At 38.8% G+C, this 19218-nt stretch carries 18 protein-coding genes; 4 read left to right on the forward strand and 14 right to left on the reverse strand.

Annotated elements, in window-relative coordinates:
• Window positions 1-150 precede the first annotated feature (150 nt).
• Window positions 151-978: a YbgF trimerization domain-containing protein gene (locus tag AC1M9L_RS00730; protein WP_481591039.1), complete on the forward strand. Its 828-nt coding sequence runs from the start codon at window positions 151-153 to the stop codon at window positions 976-978.
• 46 nt (window positions 979-1024) lie between these two features.
• Here the strand turns inward: AC1M9L_RS00730 and lpxA are convergent, their stop codons facing one another.
• The 12 genes from lpxA to rimO all read right to left on the reverse strand — a co-directional run bounded on the left by lpxA (window position 1025) and on the right by rimO (window position 13308).
• Window positions 1025-1813, reverse strand: coding sequence for an acyl-ACP--UDP-N-acetylglucosamine O-acyltransferase (gene lpxA / locus AC1M9L_RS00735; RefSeq protein ID WP_035263657.1), 789 nt, complete (start codon window positions 1811-1813; stop codon window positions 1025-1027).
• Window positions 1810-2292: a 3-hydroxyacyl-ACP dehydratase FabZ gene (gene fabZ / locus AC1M9L_RS00740; RefSeq protein ID WP_035263658.1), complete on the reverse strand. Its 483-nt coding sequence runs from the start codon at window positions 2290-2292 to the stop codon at window positions 1810-1812. The genes lpxA and fabZ overlap by 4 nt, the downstream gene beginning before the upstream one ends.
• 1 nt (window position 2293) lies before the next feature.
• Window positions 2294-3364: a UDP-3-O-(3-hydroxymyristoyl)glucosamine N-acyltransferase gene (gene lpxD, locus AC1M9L_RS00745; RefSeq protein ID WP_092766345.1), complete on the reverse strand. Its 1071-nt coding sequence runs from the start codon at window positions 3362-3364 to the stop codon at window positions 2294-2296.
• A gap of 3 nt (window positions 3365-3367) precedes the next feature.
• Entirely contained in the window at window positions 3368-3856 is a 489-nt protein-coding gene (locus tag AC1M9L_RS00750; protein ID WP_481591040.1) for an OmpH/Skp family outer membrane protein, read from the reverse strand.
• Window positions 3857-3884: 28 nt separating this feature from the next.
• Window positions 3885-6380, reverse strand: a complete 2496-nt coding sequence (bamA, locus tag AC1M9L_RS00755) for an outer membrane protein assembly factor BamA (RefSeq protein WP_481591041.1) — start codon at window positions 6378-6380, stop codon at window positions 3885-3887.
• A 41-nt stretch (window positions 6381-6421) separates the two neighbouring features.
• Window positions 6422-7777, reverse strand: coding sequence for an RIP metalloprotease RseP (gene rseP, locus AC1M9L_RS00760; RefSeq protein WP_481591042.1), 1356 nt, complete (start codon window positions 7775-7777; stop codon window positions 6422-6424).
• Between the two features lies 1 nt (window position 7778).
• Window positions 7779-8975 carry a 1-deoxy-D-xylulose-5-phosphate reductoisomerase gene (gene ispC, locus AC1M9L_RS00765; RefSeq protein ID WP_481591043.1) on the reverse strand — a complete coding sequence of 399 codons (1197 nt, stop codon included), beginning with the start codon at window positions 8973-8975 and terminating at the stop codon, window positions 7779-7781.
• Window positions 8976-9800: a phosphatidate cytidylyltransferase gene (locus AC1M9L_RS00770; protein WP_035263666.1), complete on the reverse strand. Its 825-nt coding sequence runs from the start codon at window positions 9798-9800 to the stop codon at window positions 8976-8978. It lies immediately after the preceding gene.
• 2 nt (window positions 9801-9802) lie between these two features.
• Complete coding sequence (uppS, locus tag AC1M9L_RS00775) at window positions 9803-10549, reverse strand: polyprenyl diphosphate synthase (RefSeq protein ID WP_481587503.1); 747 nt, start codon at window positions 10547-10549, stop codon at window positions 9803-9805.
• Window positions 10550-10557: 8 nt separating this feature from the next.
• Window positions 10558-11112 carry a ribosome recycling factor gene (frr, locus tag AC1M9L_RS00780; RefSeq protein ID WP_035263669.1) on the reverse strand — a complete coding sequence of 185 codons (555 nt, stop codon included), beginning with the start codon at window positions 11110-11112 and terminating at the stop codon, window positions 10558-10560.
• Window positions 11113-11188: 76 nt separating this feature from the next.
• Window positions 11189-11917, reverse strand: coding sequence for a UMP kinase (pyrH, locus tag AC1M9L_RS00785; protein WP_035263670.1), 729 nt, complete (start codon window positions 11915-11917; stop codon window positions 11189-11191).
• Between the two features lie 47 nt (window positions 11918-11964).
• Entirely contained in the window at window positions 11965-13308 is a 1344-nt protein-coding gene (rimO, locus tag AC1M9L_RS00790) for a 30S ribosomal protein S12 methylthiotransferase RimO (RefSeq protein ID WP_179998097.1), read from the reverse strand.
• 361 nt (window positions 13309-13669) lie between these two features.
• On the opposite strand from rimO, the gene glnL reads away from it, so the two are divergent.
• The 3 genes from glnL (at window position 13670) to AC1M9L_RS00805 (ending at window position 17011) form a co-directional block, all read left to right on the forward strand.
• Entirely contained in the window at window positions 13670-14779 is a 1110-nt protein-coding gene (gene glnL / locus AC1M9L_RS00795; RefSeq protein WP_180027802.1) for a nitrogen regulation protein NR(II), read from the forward strand.
• Window positions 14766-16256, forward strand: coding sequence for a nitrogen regulation protein NR(I) (gene glnG / locus AC1M9L_RS00800; RefSeq protein ID WP_481591044.1), 1491 nt, complete (start codon window positions 14766-14768; stop codon window positions 16254-16256). Before glnL ends, glnG begins: the two co-directional genes overlap by 14 nt.
• Window positions 16257-16360: 104 nt before the next feature.
• Window positions 16361-17011 (forward strand): aminotransferase, encoded by a 651-nt coding sequence (locus AC1M9L_RS00805; protein ID WP_481591045.1) that lies wholly within the window; start codon window positions 16361-16363, stop codon window positions 17009-17011.
• 35 nt (window positions 17012-17046) lie between these two features.
• Here the strand turns inward: AC1M9L_RS00805 and prpC are convergent, their stop codons facing one another.
• The gene (gene prpC / locus AC1M9L_RS00810; protein ID WP_481591046.1) at window positions 17047-18177 is read right to left on the reverse strand and encodes a bifunctional 2-methylcitrate synthase/citrate synthase; all 1131 of its coding nucleotides are present in this window, start codon (window positions 18175-18177) and stop codon (window positions 17047-17049) included.
• A 4-nt stretch (window positions 18178-18181) separates the two neighbouring features.
• A complete protein-coding gene (prpB, locus tag AC1M9L_RS00815) occupies window positions 18182-19066 on the reverse strand; it encodes a methylisocitrate lyase (RefSeq protein ID WP_035263679.1) in 885 nt (294 codons plus the stop codon).
• Between the last annotated feature and the right edge of the window lie 152 nt (window positions 19067-19218).

Genomic DNA, 19218 nt, shown 5'->3' on the forward strand with positions numbered 1-19218 from the left:
AACTTCAACTTAAATTTCTTCATTTATACAGTTTCATTGTAAATTTATATTGATTTTAAATGCTATGACGTTTTTAATGATCTGATTATTAAGAATTGAAAATACTCAAAGTTCAAATTTGAGTATGGACATACAAATGGAATAATGAACATGCTCAATAAGCGTACTTTTCTTGCACTAGCATTGATGAGCTCAACATCAGTTTTTGCCAATATTCCTATCGAATCAAAAGGATTAAGCCAAAATTCGAGTTTGAACCAAACAGCAGTCGCAGCGAATAACACCGCTACAGCCCCTACCAACACCAGTTGGCAGCTTATCCAACAAAGTCAACGCTTAGAAAATCAAATTCGTGCACTTCAAGGCAAATTAGAAGAACAAGAACATCAAATTAATCAACTGACCAACGAATTAAAAAATCGCTATACAGATCTAGATCAAAGATTAGAACTCCTTCAACAAAAAATTGATCCTGTGGAAGAGTCCAATATCGAGGATCCTAATGCTGCACCACCCGTTCCTAATAAGTCAACTGCACCAAGCACTAGCACTAACTCAAATACCACAGCATCACAAAATGCAACGAACTTGAATCAAACCAACCAACAAGAACTTGATAAAGCAGCTTATACAGTTGCCTTAGATGCATACAAACAAGGTGGCGCAAAAAAAGCCATTGCACCTATGCAAAACTTTGTACGTAATAATCCAAATAGTGTGTATACAGGTAATGCCTATTTTTGGTTAGCTGAATTCAATTTAGCAATTGAACCACCCAATTATGAAGAAGCAAGAAAACACTATGAAACTGTCGCGTCGAAGTTTCCAAATTCAGGAAAAGCAGCGCGATCTTTATATCAGCTGTATAGCATCGCGAAAGATGTAAATAAAAACGCTCAAACTGCTGAAATTTATAAAAATAAACTACTGAGCACCTATCCTGACTCTGAAGAAGCTGGATATTTCAAAAAAAGTTGAATAAAAAAAGACATCATAAGATGTCTTTTTTTTCTAGCAAAAGCTCTTAACGAACAATACCGCGCTTAGATTCATTTAGAGAATCTATGAGGAGCTGAGCTTCAGAAACATTTGGTAAAATTTCAGCAGTAATCTGCTCAATGGCTTGTTGTGTCGTTAGACCACTTTTATAAATTAACTTAAATGATTCTCGCAAACCATTGATTACATCTTTTGACCAACCCTTACGACGCATACCTTCTACATTCATTCCAAATGCATGCGCCGGATTACCAGACACCATCACATAAGCAGGAACATCCTTCAAAATCAATGATGCTCCACCAATCATGCTGTATGAGTCGATCTTACAGAATTGATGAATACCGGAGTTGCCACCGACAACAACGAAGTCACCAACATGCACATGACCTGCGACACCAACATTATTTGCAAAGATGTTGTTATTACCCACCACACAGTCATGCGCAATATGCGTATTGACCATCAACAGATTATTACTACCAATTTTAGTAATACTTTGATCCTGCACTGTACCGCGATGCAGACTACAATGCTCACGAATTTTGTTGTTGTCGCCAATCTCAAGCCAAGTTTCTTCACCAGCATACTTAAGATCCTGACACACCTCACCCACACTGGCAAACTGGAAAATTTCGTTTGATTTACCGATGCGGGTATATCCACCAACCACCACATGAGAATGTAACACTGTCCCACTATCAATCGTCACATGAGGACCAATAATCGAATAAGGACCAATTTTTACATCAGAAGCAATCGTTGCCGTAGGATCAATAATTGCTGTAGGGTGGATTAAATCACTGTTACTCATGCTTGCTCTAATTTCTGATGAGAAATAATAATTTCAGCTGTCGCTGCAATTACACCATCAACGCTCGCACTACAAAGATACTTGTAAATACCACGTTTCTGCATTACAAGCTCTGATTTTAACACGAGTTGATCACCAGGAACGACTTGTTTTTTAAAACGAACTTTTTCAGCGCCAGCGAAAAGAAAAAGTGAACCAGGTTTGGGTTTTTCATTGTTCATGATAAAGCCAAGCACGCCAGAAATTTGTGCCATCGCCTCAACGATTAAGACACCCGGCATGATTGGATAACCTGGAAAATGACCTTGCATAAACTCTTCATTTATGGAGACATTTTTAAATCCGACAATTCCATTCTCAGTCACTTCTGTAACACGGTCTACCAATAGAAATGGATAACGATGCGGCAAATATTCACGAATTGTTTGAATATTCATCGGCAATTCAGGAATTGAAAAAGATAAAGTAGACTCTGTCATATTATTTACGCAATTTTAAAGTTGATTCGATTGACTCTAACTGAGCCTGCATATCATCTATTTGTTTGACTAATTTGGTCAATGGCACATCTGCTAATTGTCTTAGACGAACAACTGTTCGTTTCCAACGAGAATTTTCGAGCAATCCCATTCCTGAAGAATATGTACCAGCTTCTAAAATGCTACCTGTGACCATTGACATTCCAGTTAGCGTCACATTATCTACAATTTTTAGATGTCCTGAGATACCACAAGCACCTGCAAGGATACAGTTTTTGCCAATCACAGTACTGCCCGCAATACCGCATTTTGCAGCAATTGCAGTATTTTCACCGATTTGAACGTTATGTGCGACTTGCACAAGATTATCAATAATCACACCATCATGAAGTATAGTGTCATCCAAAGCGCCACGATCAATACTACAGTTGGAACCAATTCTGACATCATTTCCAATTTGAACAGACCCGAGTTGAGCAATTCGGTTCCACTTACCTTGATAAGGAGCAAAGCCAAAACCCTCTCCTCCAATTACGGTATTCGCATGGATACGAACACGTTTAGCAATTTTAGATCGACCCGTAATCGTGACATGCGAATCAATGAAACAATCCTCACCGATTTCAACATACTCATCAATTTTAGTTTGCGAATGAATGACTGTATTTGAACCAATCACGGCATGCGGGCCAACCACCACATAATGTCCAATATATACATTATCCCCTATCATAGCACTCGGATCGATTACTGCGGTGGCCTCGATACCACGTTGCACAGTTTTAGATTCGAACACATGAGTTAAAATCGCGAAAGCAAGATACGGATTTTGTACGACAATAAAATTATTATGCTGATTAAGCTGAGCCTGCATCTCAGAAGTGACAATTAAGGCACCTGCTTGAGATGAAATCGCTTCGTCTAAATACTTATCAGAATTTACAAAAGAAATTTGGTTTGAGTTCGCTTGAGTTAAACTTGCAAGACCCTCTAGCAACAGATCTGCATCACCAATAACTTGGCCTTGTACAAGTTTGGCCAAGTGATCGAGACGAAATTGATTTGATTTCATTGACTATTTGATTGCATTAACCTTTTGAATCATTTTAGCAGTTAAATCGTATTTTGGGTCATATGCCAAGGCAGCATTTTTATTTAAAACTAAATCAAGATTATTTTCTTTGCGCAATTGTTCAGCAACTTGTTTAATTCTTGAGTCGAAAACTTTATTTGTATTTTGAATGGTACTTTGAACACGTGATTGAACAATCTGTTGCAAAGATTGAAATTCGTTCATCTTCGTTTGATATTGAGAGGATAGTTTCTGAGCATTCGATTGATTGGCTTGAGCTGATTTAGCCAACGCTTCAATTTCTTTACCCAATTGTTCTAATTTTACCGTTTGCGGTTTAATTGACTGCTCAAGCTGAGTATTCTGCTGTTTTAAGTACGTGCTATTTTCTACCACTTTTTCCAAATCGATTACCCCATATCCTGCTGCATGCGCAAAGCCAACTACAGATGTGAGTAAAACCGTTGATATCATTGTTTTAAATATATTCATTATTATTCCTTAAAGGCAAAAGGCCGTACTAGAAAGTACGACCAATTTCAAACTGAACAGACTTAGTTTCATCACCAGGCTTATCATTCAGTGGGTACGCATAGCTTAATGATAGTGGACCAATCATCGTAATCCATGTGAAGCCTACACCAACACTATAACGCATATTCCCGGCATCGAAGCCAAAGTTATCTTTACAGTATTGTCTCGCACCAACTGGAGTTGCTGGAGAATTACCAAAATATATGTCCCCAGTTGGAACATCACATTGAGTGTCGAACACTTGAGCGCCTTCTGCAAAGATCACAGGACGGACTTGGCGTGCCCAATCACCTTTAAATGGTACTGGTAAAATCAATTCAGTACCAAATTGCACTAATGCATTACCCCCCACTTCTTCAGGGTTTCTATCTTCTCGAGTTAAAGCAGCATCTGTAATACTCGGGTATTTTGGACCTAATGTACTATTATCAAAACCACGGACAGACCCATAGCCACCAGCGTAATAGTTTTTATAGAATGGTAAATCATTACCGAAACCTAACTTACCATAACCACGCCATACAAAATCCTTACCTATCGGAATAAAGGCTTGCGTATCGTATGTTACCTTCTGATATTCAACATCACTACCTGGCAATGCAATCTCAGCATTAACACGATGAGACATCCCAGACGTTGGGAAGCGTGGATTATTTAATGTGTTATAAGACCAACCTAAATTTAAACTATAAGTAAAGAAATCACCTTTGAACTCAGTGCCAATCTCATCAGTTTCATTAACACATAATGTTGGGTCATCTTTACTATACTCGAGACAATATTTCTGAGCTTTCGTTTGTCGACCATCATTTGCAAGCAAATAATCACGCACATATGTAGAAACAAATGGACCAGTCGTTACTTCAGTTTGATCAATATTAATACCAGCACTTAAGCTCTGATTCTCATCAATTGGGTAACCAAAGCTCAGACCACCACCAAAACTATCCGTAACATAGTTGTTAACGTTATAGTCTTCGTCTAATTTCGTCTTACGATAATAGAGATTGTAACCACGGCTGACACCATCAATTGTAAAGTATGGATCAGTAACACTTAGGTTATAATAATCTTGTGTCTCAGAACGAGAAAGATCAATCGCTACACGGTTACCTGTACCTAAGAAGTTAGTTTGACTTAAACCTGCTTGGAACGTGATACCGCCATTTTGCGAATAACCCACAGCTAAAGTACTTGATCCTGAGTGTTGTTCTTCAACAGCGATATTCAAATCAATCTGATCAGGCGCCCCCGGAACACGTACCGGCTTAACATCTACTTTACTGAAAAATCCAGTACGCATTAAACGGACTTTTGAAAGATCAATTTTTTCGTTACTCGCTAATGCACCTTCCATCTGGCGCATTTCACGACGTAAAACTTCATCAGCAGTCTTGGTATTACCTGTAAAATTAATACGTCTAACCGTAACTTGCTGACCCGGATTGATGTAATAATTCAAATTAACTTTTTTTGTTTCATTGTCAATTTGAGGCACAACATTAATTTCAGCATAGTAATAACCAGCATTACCATACTTACGCTGTAACAACTGTTTTACTGCATTCACCAACTCTTGTGAATAAGTTGCATCATCTTTATAAATCTTTAGTGCACGAAGATCTTCGTCTTTATATAAAGCATCACCTAAAAATTTGGTTTCACCAAATTTAAATTGCTCACCCTCATTCATTGAAACTTCAATGAAAATATTTTTTTTATCTTCACTGATATTCAAATTAGAGTTGGTAATTTCAAAATTGATATAACCTTTATTAAGGTATAAAGCTCTTAATGCTTCAAGGCTTGCTGCCATTTTTTCACGCGCGTAGCGATCATTTCTGGAAATGACAGATAACCATCCGCTTTCCTTGACAGCAAAGACTTGCTTAATTTCATCGTCTTTAAATACAGTATTACCAATTAAATTAATTTCAAAAACTTTAGCTGGTTTACCTTCAATGAAATTAATATTGACATCTACACGGTTATTAGCTTTTGCAACAGTTTCAACCTGAATATCAGCATTGTAGCGACCTTGTTGTGAATACTGTTGTTCAAGCTCGGTTTCTAGCGTCTGAAGTGCAGATTTAGTGAGCACCTCACCTTCAGCTAGACCCATTTTCTTCAAGCCCTCTTCCAAGGCTTCTTTTGGAATGAGCTTATTACCCTTGAAATTAATTTTAGAAATAATAGGACGTTCAACGACTTTGAAAACCAAAACATCGTTTTCTTTGAAAGCTTGAATATCATCAAACGAATTAGAGGCATACAACGCACGAATCGCATTCGCAATCACTGGATCATTAATGCGATCCCCAGCATTCACCGGTAACATTGCGAGTACATTAGCTTGCGTTAGTCGAACTAATCCATCAACACGCACATCCCGCGCGATAAACTCGTCTGCTGCATATACTTGTTGTACTGCTGCCATTGCGCTAACGAGTGCCAATGGCATAAATAAATGTTTGTGCTGCATGCCTATTGTTTTCCAGTAAGTTAATTATCCATCTATAACGCTTATAAACGCATAAAATCATTAAATATTGCGAGAAACATCATACTTCCCAGCAACACCATACCAATTTTTATTCCAACCAATTGTATTTGTTCAGAAACAGGTTTACCACGAATTAATTCAATTATGTAATAAACTAAATGCCCACCATCCAACATCGGAATCGGAAGCAAATTTAATATACCCAAACTTACACTCATTAATGCCATAAATGAAATGAAAGTTTGCCACCCCATTTCAGCACTTTGACCTGCAACTTTAGCAATCGTAATTGGACCCGAGAGATTATCCAACCCAATCAATCCACGAATCATTTTGACAATTGAGCCAAGTATCATAGAAGATAATTGACCCGTTTTTTCAACCGCAACCACGAAAGCTTCCGCTGGATTATATTGAATTGTATGCTTATATTCAGCAGGAATATTGATCTGACCAGATTGAGCTTGCACTCCCAACATTCCTGCCGTATTGCCCATATTGTCACGCTTTCCTTGCGGCATGACCTTTAATTGAACAACCTCGCCTTGACGCATCACTTCAATATTCAATAGTTTTTCTGGTGATTTTTGTACTATATCAACAACTTCAAACCAATCGTTAATTTTTTTATTATCAATCGCGACAATTACATCACCTTCTTTCATCCCTTGGCGTATAGCTGCACCATCTTCAGATAATTTATGTACAACTGGTTGAATATGAGGTCGATATGGTAAAAACCCCAAGACATCCAATGGTGATTGAGACTGATCTTTTAAAAATTGCTGAATCGGTAAATTAAAAGTTTGTACCTGACCATCACGATCAGCTTGAATTTGAATCGTACCAGTTTCACCTACGCGATCAATCAGCGCATAATTCAATTTTTCCCAAGTTGGTGTCGCAGTTCCATCCACTGCTATGATTTTATCACCTGAACGCATCTCTACTTGTGCGGCTGGCGTATTTTCAATCACTTTACCAACTCGAGTGTTTAATTGTTCCTGAGCTGGTAAGAACAGAATCCAAAAAAGTAAAACAGCAAAAATTAAATTAACAAGTGGTCCCGCAGCAACGATTGCAATTCGTTTTAAAGGGGATTGCCGATTAAACGCATAAGGTAAATCTTCTGCACTTACATTACCTTCACGTTCATCTAGCATTTTTACATAACCACCTAAAGGCAATGCAGAGAGCTGATATTGAATGCCTGACTTTTTAGAGGTCCACTTTAGAACTGTTGGACCAAATCCAATTGAATACACAAGAACCTTAACGCCAAGTTTTCGTGCTACCCAGTAATGTCCAAATTCATGAATTGCAATCAATGGACCTAGAAGCAAAATAGCCGCGACGATAATGAAAAGTATATTCATCTTAGGTACTCAGTGAATTCGTGAGTTGAATAGCATAGCGACGTGCAAGCGCATCAGTCTCTAAGATTAGCTCTACAGAATCAGCATTTGAATTTTGAACATGATTCAAAGTGGATTCAACAACTTTAGGAATATCTAAAAATTTGATTTTATCTTTTAAAAATGCTTCAACCGCGATTTCATTTGCAGCATTTAAGATCGCAGGCGCCAATCCTCCAGATTTCATTGCTTCACGAGCCAATTGCAACGCTGGAAAGCGTACAGTATCAGGCTGCATAAAATTAAGCGTATCGTTTAGAAATAAATCTAGCGGAGGAACATGTGTTTCAATCCGATCTGGCCATGCAAATGCATGTGCAATCGGCGTACACATATCAGGATTACCCATTTGAGCCAAAGTACTACCATCAACATACTGAACCATTGAGTGAATAATACTTTGTGGGTGCACAACCACTGTAACAAAATGTTCTTGAATTGAAAATAAATGACAGGCCTCGATCAACTCGAGACCTTTGTTCATTAGCGTTGCCGAATCAACTGATATCTTCTGTCCCATTGACCAATTAGGGTGCTTACAAGCCTGTGCAGGTGTCACATTACTGAGCTCATCTAGCGTATGATGCAAAAATGGACCGCCAGAAGCAGTCAACAAAATTTGTGAAACACCTAACTGGGGTTTACCACCTGTATCTAATTGTAAATAATTTTGAGGCAGGCACTGAAATATTGCGTTATGTTCAGAATCTACAGGTAATAATAAGGCTTTATTCTCTTTAGCGGCCTTCATCATGATGTCACCAGACATCACCAACGATTCTTTATTTGCTAGAAGAACACGCTTACTAGCTTGAACAGCAGCGAGTGTTGGCAATAATCCTGCCGCACCCACTATCGCCGCCATCACGATATCAACCTGAGGATGCTCAGCAACAGCGATTAAACCCGACTCATCAGAGAGAATTTCGGTTGAAGTGATATTTTTTAATTTGAAAAATTGATGTAGTTCATCCACCTTGCCTGAAGGTACAACAGCATACTGTGGATGATATTGTTGACATATTTCGCTTAACTGCTCTACACGACTAAATGCAGATACCGCAAAAACATTGTACTTCTCTGGATGTCGATCAATGACTTTTAAGGTACTTTGTCCAATTGAACCCGTTACACCTAATATACATACTGATTGAGACATCTATAAATCTACACCAACAAGTTTTAAAACAAATATTCCCGCAGCAAAAATAGGTGCGGCAGCAAGCAATGAGTCAATGCGATCTAATACACCACCATGACCAGGCAAAATACGACCTGAATCCTTAATACCTGCACGACGCTTAATCATTGATTCAAATAAATCACCTTGAACTGAGCTAAATACTGTCAGCACAGATAGGAGTAAAAATAGAATATGCTCTACTGCGGTTAAATCTAAATAGTTAAATTGTACAAATAAGATAACAATGATGACTGTAATTACACCACCGATTAACCCTTCAATAGATTTATTCGGGCTCACCTCAGGTGCAAGCTTACGCTTACCAAGCTTCCTACCTACAAAATACGCCCCACTATCAGCACCCCACACTAAGAGGAATAGATACATGAGCCACCAAGGTGAACTTATCCAGACTTCGTATATTGCCGATACTGCAGCGCTAATAATCACTACACCAATCCAATTCAGTGAAGTGTTATACCACGCATCATAAAGAGGATATTGCTTAACCCAATAAATGGTAATAACCCAAGTAATAATCGAAGCACTCCACAACAGCAGTACTAGATCATCAAAATAAAGCGCAATTGCAGAAAATACCGCAGTGATTACACCAAAGCATCCTGCTTTAAATTTATTCACTTGATCAGTTTGACGAGGCATGAGTTTAAACCACTCATAGCCAGCCCCCCCGGCAGCGATAATCATTAACGCTAACATTGGATAAATGGATGTAGTTGCAAACATACAGCTCAAGACTACAGCCACTAAAATCAATGCGGTAATTATCCGCTCTAACATTATTAGTTCTCTATTTTCTCTTGTTGGACCTGCTCAGAGGTTTTTCCAAAGCGCCTTTCACGCCCTAAAAACACACCAAAGGCATGATCCAATTCTTCTGTTGTGAATTCTGGCCACAACGTCTCAGTAAAATACAACTCAGCATATGCAGATTGCCATAATAAAAAATTAGACAATCGATAATCACCACCAGTACGAATCAATAAGTCGACTGGAGGTAAGTCACCTAAACTGACATGCTGAGCAAACAAATCAACATCAACTTGATCAACATCAATTTTTTGTTCTTTGACGAGTTGTGCGATTGTTTTAGCAGTTTGTGCGATATCCCACATTCCACCATAGCTCACAGCAATTGTGAGCGTCATTTCTGTGAAAGTAGCAGTCCTTTGTTCTGCTTGCAACATTAATTGTTGCAATTCTGGCGATAAACGAGAGCGATCCCCAATGAATCTAAGCCCAATCTGAAACTTTATCATTCGAGGAATTTGTTCATTAATCGTCTCTTCCAACAGTTTCATGAGCAAATCAACTTCGTATTGAGGTCGATTCCAGTTTTCACTTGAGAAGGCATAAACAGTAAGTGCTTTTACACCCACTTTACGACAATGCTCTACAATCGGATCAAGGACATTTTTTCCTTCACGGTGTCCATCACCTTTTTGTAGATGTTTCTTTTTTGCAAAACGATTGTTGCCATCCATAATGATGGCAACATGTTGAGGCAGAAGCTCTGCTGAGATGGTCATTATATAGCTTAGACCTTCATCAACTCTGCTTCTTTTGCTGCTAAACGCTTTTCAACTTCAGCAACAAATTTATCTGTGATTTTTTGGATTTCATCGCCAGCACGACGCTCATCGTCTTCAGAAATTTCTTTTTCTTTCAGCAACGCTTTAATATCACCTAATACATCACGGCGAATATTACGAATCGCAACTTTTGCATTTTCAGCCTCGTTACGTGCCACTTTTTGCATATCACGGCGTGTTTCTTCAGTTAATGCCGCCATTGGTACACGAATTGAATCAGCAGTAATTGGGTTCAAACCTAAATCTGACTCACGAATTGCTTTATCAATTGCAGCAACCATAGTGCGCTCGAAAGGTTGAACAAGCAATGTACGCGAATCTTCAACACCAATGTTAGCAACTTGGTTTAATGGCACATCAGAGCCATAGTAAGGAACCATTACGCCGTTAAGAATTGATGGATGTGCACGACCTGTACGAACTTTAGCAAAACCATGCTCTAATGAGTCCAATGATTTATTCATGCGCTCTTCAGCATCTTTTTTAAGATCGTTAATCATGTGATCTTCCTTACCTAATTCTCAAAATTTAAATCAAAATAGTGTTTAGTATAAATAGCTTTGAAAGCCACGTACATCAATTAGTAACGTGAGTACCTTCTTTTTCACCCATAACCACTGACAATAACGCACCTGATTTATTCATATCGAATACTTGAAGTGGAACATTATGGTCACGGCATAAGCAAATCGCGGTTAAATCCATTACACCAAGTTTCTCATCTAAGACTTGGTCAAATGTTAATGCATCATATTTAACAGCATCTTCGTATTTGCTTGGATCTTTATTGTAGACACCATCTACCTTCGTCGCTTTAAGAATTAAGTTGGCCTCAATCTCAATACCACGTAAGCAAGCAGCGGTATCTGTCGTAAAGAATGGATTACCAGTACCCGCCACAAACACACAAACTTCACCATTATTTAAATGACGAATCGCATCACGGCTAGAATATGATTCTACAACTGTACCGATTGGTAATGCTGACATTAAACGGGTTTTAATATTACGACGTACCAATGCATCTCGTAGCGCCAAACCGTTCATCACAGTTGCTAGCATACCCATTTGATCACCTGTTACGCGACCAACCAAACCATCTTGCTGTAATTGGCTACCACGATAAAGGTTACCACCACCCACAACGATACCAACTTGCACACCTAGACCAACCAAGTGAGCAATAGATAAAGACATTTGATCAAGCACTTGTGCATCAATACCCATATCTTTATTGCCTGCTAGCGCTTCACCCGAAAGTTTTAGCAGAATACGACCAAAGCGTGGTTTTTTAGAATCTAACATCACAAACTCCAATATCCGAATTCATTTATAAGTATTACTTCAAACAATTATGCGGTTTTAATTTCAATCAATTCTGCATAAAGGTCGTATTCATCCGCATCAGTGATTTTAACAACCAGTAAATCACCTGCTTTAATCATGCTCTTATCAATATCTTCCACAAAGACATTTCCATCAATTTCAGGGGCATCTGCATAAGAACGCGCCACTGCAACTGGAAACTCTTCTTCTAGATCATCAACCAGCACAGTCATGGTTTGACCAATACGCTTTTGTAGTTTTGCAGCAGAAATTTCTTGCTGAACCTGCATAAAGCGTTCGTAGCGTTCCTGTTTAATTTCTTCAGGCACATGATCTGGCAGATCATTTGCAGTTGCACCTTCAACTGGAGAGTATGTAAAACAACCAACGCGATCGAGCTGAGCTTCTTTCAACCAATCTAGAAGTTGCACGAAATCTTCTTCAGTTTCACCCGGGAAGCCAACAACAAATGTTGAACGAATGACTAAATCAGGACACTTTTCACGCCAAACTTTTAAACGCTCTAGCGTGTTTTCACTATGCGCTGGACGCTTCATTAGTTTTAAAATTTTAGGGCTAGCGTGTTGGAATGGAATATCTAAGTAAGGCAAGATCTTACCCTGTGCCATCAAATCGATAACCGCATCAACATGTGGATATGGGTAGACATAATGCAGACGGACCCAAATACCCAATTGACCTAATGCTTCACACATATCATAGAACTTAGTTTTTACAGGCTGACCATTCCAAAAATCAAGCTTGTATTTTGTATCTACACCATATGCCGAAGTATCTTGAGAAATAACCAAGACTTCCTTTACACCAGATCGTTTTAAAGCCGCCGCTTCTTCTAATACAGAACCAACTGGGCGAGATACGAGATCGCCACGCATACTTGGAATAATACAGAAGGTACAACGGTGGTTACAGCCTTCAGATATCTTTAAATATGCATAATGTTTTGGTGTTAATCGAATACCTTGTTCTGGCACAAGATCAATAAACGGATTATGTTTAGGAGGTTCAGGAACATATTGATGCACAGCTTCCATTACTTCTTGATAAGCTGCTGCACCAGTAACTTTAAGTACGTTTGGATGCATTTGACGAATTTTTTCTTCATCTTTACCCAAACAACCTGTTACGATGACGCGACCGTTCGCACTCATCGCCTCACCAATCGCGTCTAATGACTCTTGTACTGCAGATTCAATAAAACCACAGGTATTAACAACAACTAAATCAGCACCGTCATAATCCGACGCTACATCATAACCTTCAGTTTTTAACTGAGTAAGAATTCGCTCGGAATCTACCAATGCCTTAGGACAACCTAAAGAAACAAAACCGACTTTGGGGGATTTCATGAATCTGCGCTCCACTAGAATCCGCGTATTGTATGTCTTTTCAATTCATAAAAACAGTTGAAAACCCCACTCTTTGCATAACGCACCAAAATATTCCCATAAATTTTAAAAAATATTGCAATCGCACCAATATGATGCATTATTAAATAAACCCAACTTTGCATGAATATTTTGCAATCGCTTCGTGCTTTTTTTCTTAATAAATGAGTTCATTTTAGTTGTTTTTAACGATTTCAAACAAAGTTGGCTCATATTTTGCTTTATTTGAGGACGTTAAAATTAAATAACTCCCTCTTTGTGAGCAGTGATGGAAAAACTCATAGATGCAATTGCTCTATTTTAAGACAGGATTTTGAGGTTAATGAATCAACAACCAACGATTGATTACCGTTTACTCGTAGACAACTTGAGCACTGCGATACTTTTAGTCGATAGTGAATTAAATATTTTTTATTTAAATTCCTCATGTGAAGCACTCTTTGATATCAGCTTATTAAGAGCATCAGGTCAATCTGTGCTCAGTATTTTACAATCTCCAGGTGATTCATTTAACACAGAAGAAGCACTCACGAATACATTACTCACGGGGCAAGCTTATACCCGCCGTGAAGCGACTATTATTGTGAACTTTAAAGATGTACATGTTGACTATTCTGTTGCCCAACTTAACACTGGCAAAAGTTATCACCCCCTCCTTCTGATTGAACTCAATCCAATTGATCGAATGTTGAAAATTTCTAAAGAAGAAAATTTTATTCAACAACATCAGGTCGCACGCCAATTAATCAGAGGTGTCGCGCATGAGATTAAGAATCCATTAGGGGGCATACGTGGCGCAACTCAATTATTGGCACGTAGTTTAAATGATCCTGAATATAAAGAATTTACGGACATTATTATTAGTGAAGTAGATCGCCTGAGAAATCTTGCTGACACAATGCTCGGTTCTCGGCAGTTACCAAGCTATGAACCTGTAAATATTCACGAGCCTTTGGAACGCGTTCGTTCTCTGATTGTGAACCAAACAAAAAAGAAAATTAAAATTACTCGTGATTATGATCTTTCTTTACCTGATGTTGAAGCAGATCGGGATCAACTTATTCAAGTGATGTTGAACATCAGTGTAAATGCTATTCAGGCCATGACTGAAAATAAAGAGTTTTTTCAAGACACTCAACCTGAATTAACCCTGCGTACACGTATTCATCGCCTTGTCACGATTAACGGAACTTTACATCGCTCAACTGTTCGAATTGATATCGAAGATAACGGCCCTGGCGTTCCAGAGGAAATTTTAGAGTCCGTATTTTATCCATTAGTCACAGGACGCGCTAAAGGAACAGGCTTAGGTCTGAGCATCGCACAAAATATTATGCATCAACACAATGGAATGATTGAATGCCAATCTGTTCCAGGCAAAACCGTATTTAGTCTTTATATACCTTGGGAGTTAAACCATGTCGCGAAATAAAATTTGGGTAATAGATGACGATCGCGCCATGCGTTGGGTTCTAGAAAAAACATTTAAAGAAGAAGGTTTAGATGTTACCAGTTTCGAAGAAGCTCAATCTGCACTGGATCAGTTACTTGATGATACACCTGATGTAATTTTGACAGATATACGGATGCCAGGAATTGATGGTCTTACCTTTCTCGCTAAAGTCAAAGGTCATTATCCTGATCTACCTGTGATCATCATGACGGCACATTCGGATCTAGAGTCAGCAGTATCAAGCTATCAAACGGGTGCTTTTGAATATTTACCAAAACCATTTGATATTGATGAGGCTTTAGCACTTGTCAATCGTGCCATCATGCACATTAATAAGCTCCAACAACAAGAATCTGCGAAATCATCCGTACAGCCAATTCAATCAACTGAGATCATTGGAGAATCTCCTGCAATGCAGGAAGTCTTCCGAGCAATTGGACGTTTGTCGCAATCACACATTACGGTATTAATTAATGGTGAGTCAGGTACAGGTAAAGAGTTAGTCGCTCATGCATTGCATCGTCATTCACCACGTAGCAGCAAGCCATTTATTGCGCTTAATATGGCTGCCATTCCGAAAGATTTGATTGAAACTGAATTATTTGGTCATGAAAAAGGTGCATTCACTGGCGCTAATACTCAGCGACAAGGTCGTTTTGAGCAAGCCAATGGCGGTACATTATTCCTTGATGAAATTGGGGACATGCCATTCGAAACCCAAACGCGTTTATTGCGTGTTTTAGCTGATGGCGAGTTTTATCGCGTCGGTGGACACATTCCAGTGCGTGTTGATGTCCGCATTGTCGCTGCGACTCACCAAGATCTAGAAAAATTAGTACATGATGGACGCTTCCGTGAGGATCTTTATCATCGTCTGAATGTAATTCGTATTCATATTCCTAAACTTGCTCACCGCTCGGAAGACATTCCGATGCTCGCACAACACTTTCTCGCACGAGCAGGTAAAGAACTTGGTGTAAGTCCAAAGATTTTACGTACAGAAACTATTGAATACATGAAACAGTTGCCTTGGCAAGGTAATGTACGTCAACTTGAAAACACATGTCGCTGGCTGACAGTGATGATTACTGGAAGAGAGGTTTACCCAGAAGATCTTCCTTCTGAGTTAAAACAACTACCAATCCAAAAATCTGATGATCCAAATCATCCACACAATCAAGCAGATCGTATCGCTATTCAGCATTGGGATGAGTTGCTTAGTCAGTGGGCTGTACAAAAACTCAAAAATGGCGAAATGAAATTATTGGATATCGCCACGCCTATGTTTGAACGCACCTTAATTAATGCTGCACTACAACAAACTCGAGGAAGAAAACGCCATGCTGCTGAGCTTTTAGGTTGGGGTCGCAATACCTTGACTCGTAAGCTAAAAGAATTAGGAATGGATACTGCTGAAGATGATGAAGATGAAGTTGTAAGCACTACTGCCGAGTAAACTTCTAGATTTAGGTTAATCAACACATTTGATTAACCTATTCTTCATCATAATTCTAAAATTTTAAATCATGCTCAATATAAAATACAAAAAGATGAGTCCAAATGAACAATAATCACTTAAAGCATAAAACTTATCTAGGTATCATCTTCTGCCTTATTTCTTCACCCTCCTTTGCCACAGTCGGCGGTCCGGAGACAATAGAAGTACTAGGTTCAGATATTAAAGATCAGAAAATATATTATTTACGCCATTACCATGATGAATCTGGTCGACTACCAACACTTTATTATTATTTGCTCAACAGCAGAAACCCACATAAAGCGATTGAGGTTCAATCCATTTATACCCCATTAAATAGCCGAAATCACATTACTGAAACTCAGCATACGCTTCGCAAAATTCAAAGTATTCAAGCTCGCCTTGTCAAACCAGCGCCATTAAGCCCTAAGACTGCTAACCTAAAATTAAATAAACAAAGAGAACAGACTGGAAATTTTTGGTTAAACGTGCCTGAAATTAAAGTAAGTAAATTCCAATCTCAGGTACAACTCAGCCAACGTTCTAAACCTTCAATGCATAAAAGCCAACAATTCGAGAATATTCGATATCATCGTAATTTACCTCAGATCAAAAAACTTTACGCATTTCCTCACACTTTCCCCAATTATCGCGTTGCAGTTATTAGTTATATGGGTATTCCTACTGAAACAGGCTACGAAAAACAAGATGCCATTTTACTCTGCTCAACATAATAAAAAGCTCCCGAAGGAGCTTTTTATTATGCTTTTCAAGCACGCTGTTCAATTGGTAAAACTTTGCGTAATTCAGGTCCTGTGTAATCTGCACTTGGTCGAATAATACGGTTGTCCGCACGCTGCTCCATCACATGTGCCGCCCATCCTGTTACACGAGACATCACAAAAATTGGCGTGAATAGCTTCGTTGGTATACCCATAAAGTGATAAGCAGAAGCATGGAAGAAATCAGCATTACAGAATAATTTTTTCTCTCGCCACATGACTTCTTCACAACGTACTGATACTGGATATAAAACAGTATCTCCTACGTCCTTAGCCAAGCGCTCAGACCATACCTTAATAATCCCATTACGTGGATCATTGTCTTTGTAAATTGCATGACCAAAGCCCATGATTTTTTCTTTGCGTTCGAGCATACCCAGCATTTCGCGCTCAGCTTCTTCAGGAGATTTCCATTGCTCAATCATATCCATTGCCGCTTCATTTGCACCGCCATGCAGTGGACCACGCAAAGAACCAATCGCACCTGTAATACACGAATGTAAATCTGATAACGTCGAAGCACACACACGTGCCGTAAATGTTGAAGCGTTAAATTCATGTTCTGCATAGAGAATTAAAGAAACATTCATGACTTGTTCATGCAATTCATTAGGTTTTTCGCCACGCAATAAATGCAAGAATTGAGCACCAATTGAGTCGTCATCAGTATTTTCTTCGATACGAACACCATCATGGCTATATCGATACCAATAACAAATAATGGCTGGCAATGTTGCCAAAATACGATCAGCTATATCTTGCTGTTCACCAAAGGACTGTTCTGTTTCTAAGTTACCCAACATAGAAACACCTGTACGCATAACATCCATAGGATGTGAATCTGCTGGAATACGCTCAAGCACTTCTTTTAGTGCTTGTGGTAATGCTCTCAGTGATTTTAGTTTTGCTTTATAGTCCGCAAGTTGTTGCGCCGTAGGTAGTTCACCAAAGAAAATTAAATATGCAACTTCTTCAAATTGGCAATTTTCCGCCAAATCCTGAACATCATAACCACGATATGTTAAGCCTGCACCACTTTTCCCAACGGTTGAAAGTGCTGTTTTACCTGCGACTTGTCCACGCAATCCTGCGCCAGTCAATACTTTTCCTTCAGCCATTTTTTTATTTCTCCTGAGTGAATAGCTTATCTAGTGTGTTTTCGAAAGTATGATAATCAAGGAACTCGTATAATTCTTTTCGTTGTTGCATTTTATCAATAACATTCACTTGCGTGCCGTCTTTACGAATTGAATGCATCACTTCTAATGCTGCTTTCTGCATCGCACGTGTCGCAGACAATGGGTATAACACCATTGAAATCCCCTGTTCTGCTAGCTCTTCGGTAGTATAATAAGGGGTATCACCAAATTCAGTGATATTCGCTAGCACAGGCACACCTACAGCATCACAGACTGTTTTATACATCGTTATATCAGTCATCGCTTCCGCAAAAATAGCATCAGCTCCAGCTTCAACACATGCACATGCACGATCAATGACGGCTTGAAGCCCTTCTTTTTGCAGCGCATCCGTACGTGCCATGACCACGAAATTAGAATCAGTTTTTGCATCAACAGCAGCCTTAATACGGTCTACCATTTCTTGTTGTGACACAATTTCTTTATTCGGACGATGTCCGCAGCGTTTTTGCGCAACTTGGTCTTCAATATGAACAGCAGCAGCGCCAGCAGCGATCATTTGCTTGATACTTCGTGCGATATTAAATGCACCGCCCCAACCAGTATCAATATCCACAAGCAAAGGCGTATCTACACGTTCAGTGATACGACGAACATCTTCAAGCACATTATCTAAACTCGTCATTCCCAAATCAGGAAGACCATAGGAATAGTTTGCAACACCTGCGCCTGATAGATAAATTGCTTTATAGCCAACTTGTTTTGCCATCATTGCTGCATATGCATTTACAGTTCCGATGATTTGTAATGGCTTTTCCACTTCTAATGCTTGTCTAAATCTTAAGCCTGCAGACGATTGTTCTGTCATATTCCTTTCCACAGTGTTTACTATAATTATCGAGTTTTTAGTATATCTATAAATTTAGTTTGATATATGACCGTTTAGTATTTTTGCTCTAAAACTTTAGTCATATAAAAATGAATTATCATTCATTTTTTGATTTTGTTATTATTTTGAGT

The sequence above is a fragment of the Acinetobacter sp. ANC_7511 genome (assembly GCF_056779975.1).

Excerpts from the sequence above, each read along its gene's own strand:
- lpxA (WP_035263657.1), bottom strand. The coding sequence starts at position 1,813 with ATGAGTAACAGTGATTTAATCCACCCTACAGCAATTATTGATCCTACG.
- rseP (WP_481591042.1), bottom strand. The coding sequence starts at position 7,777 with ATGAATATACTTTTCATTATCGTCGCGGCTATTTTGCTTCTAGGTCCA.
- rimO (WP_179998097.1), bottom strand. The coding sequence starts at position 13,308 with ATGAAATCCCCCAAAGTCGGTTTTGTTTCTTTAGGTTGTCCTAAGGCA.
- AC1M9L_RS00770 (WP_035263666.1), bottom strand. The coding sequence starts at position 9,800 with ATGTTAGAGCGGATAATTACCGCATTGATTTTAGTGGCTGTAGTCTTG.
- glnG (WP_481591044.1), top strand. The coding sequence starts at position 14,766 with ATGTCGCGAAATAAAATTTGGGTAATAGATGACGATCGCGCCATGCGT.
- prpB (WP_035263679.1), bottom strand. The coding sequence starts at position 19,066 with ATGACAGAACAATCGTCTGCAGGCTTAAGATTTAGACAAGCATTAGAA.
- AC1M9L_RS00805 (WP_481591045.1), top strand. The coding sequence starts at position 16,361 with ATGAACAATAATCACTTAAAGCATAAAACTTATCTAGGTATCATCTTC.
- ispC (WP_481591043.1), bottom strand. The coding sequence starts at position 8,975 with ATGTCTCAATCAGTATGTATATTAGGTGTAACGGGTTCAATTGGACAA.
- pyrH (WP_035263670.1), bottom strand. The coding sequence starts at position 11,917 with ATGTTAGATTCTAAAAAACCACGCTTTGGTCGTATTCTGCTAAAACTT.
- bamA (WP_481591041.1), bottom strand. The coding sequence starts at position 6,380 with ATGCAGCACAAACATTTATTTATGCCATTGGCACTCGTTAGCGCAATG.
- AC1M9L_RS00730 (WP_481591039.1), top strand. The coding sequence starts at position 151 with ATGCTCAATAAGCGTACTTTTCTTGCACTAGCATTGATGAGCTCAACA.
- uppS (WP_481587503.1), bottom strand. The coding sequence starts at position 10,549 with ATGACCATCTCAGCAGAGCTTCTGCCTCAACATGTTGCCATCATTATG.
- fabZ (WP_035263658.1), bottom strand. The coding sequence starts at position 2,292 with ATGACAGAGTCTACTTTATCTTTTTCAATTCCTGAATTGCCGATGAAT.
- glnL (WP_180027802.1), top strand. The coding sequence starts at position 13,670 with ATGAATCAACAACCAACGATTGATTACCGTTTACTCGTAGACAACTTG.
- prpC (WP_481591046.1), bottom strand. The coding sequence starts at position 18,177 with ATGGCTGAAGGAAAAGTATTGACTGGCGCAGGATTGCGTGGACAAGTC.
- lpxD (WP_092766345.1), bottom strand. The coding sequence starts at position 3,364 with ATGAAATCAAATCAATTTCGTCTCGATCACTTGGCCAAACTTGTACAA.
- AC1M9L_RS00750 (WP_481591040.1), bottom strand. The coding sequence starts at position 3,856 with ATGAATATATTTAAAACAATGATATCAACGGTTTTACTCACATCTGTA.
- frr (WP_035263669.1), bottom strand. The coding sequence starts at position 11,112 with ATGATTAACGATCTTAAAAAAGATGCTGAAGAGCGCATGAATAAATCA.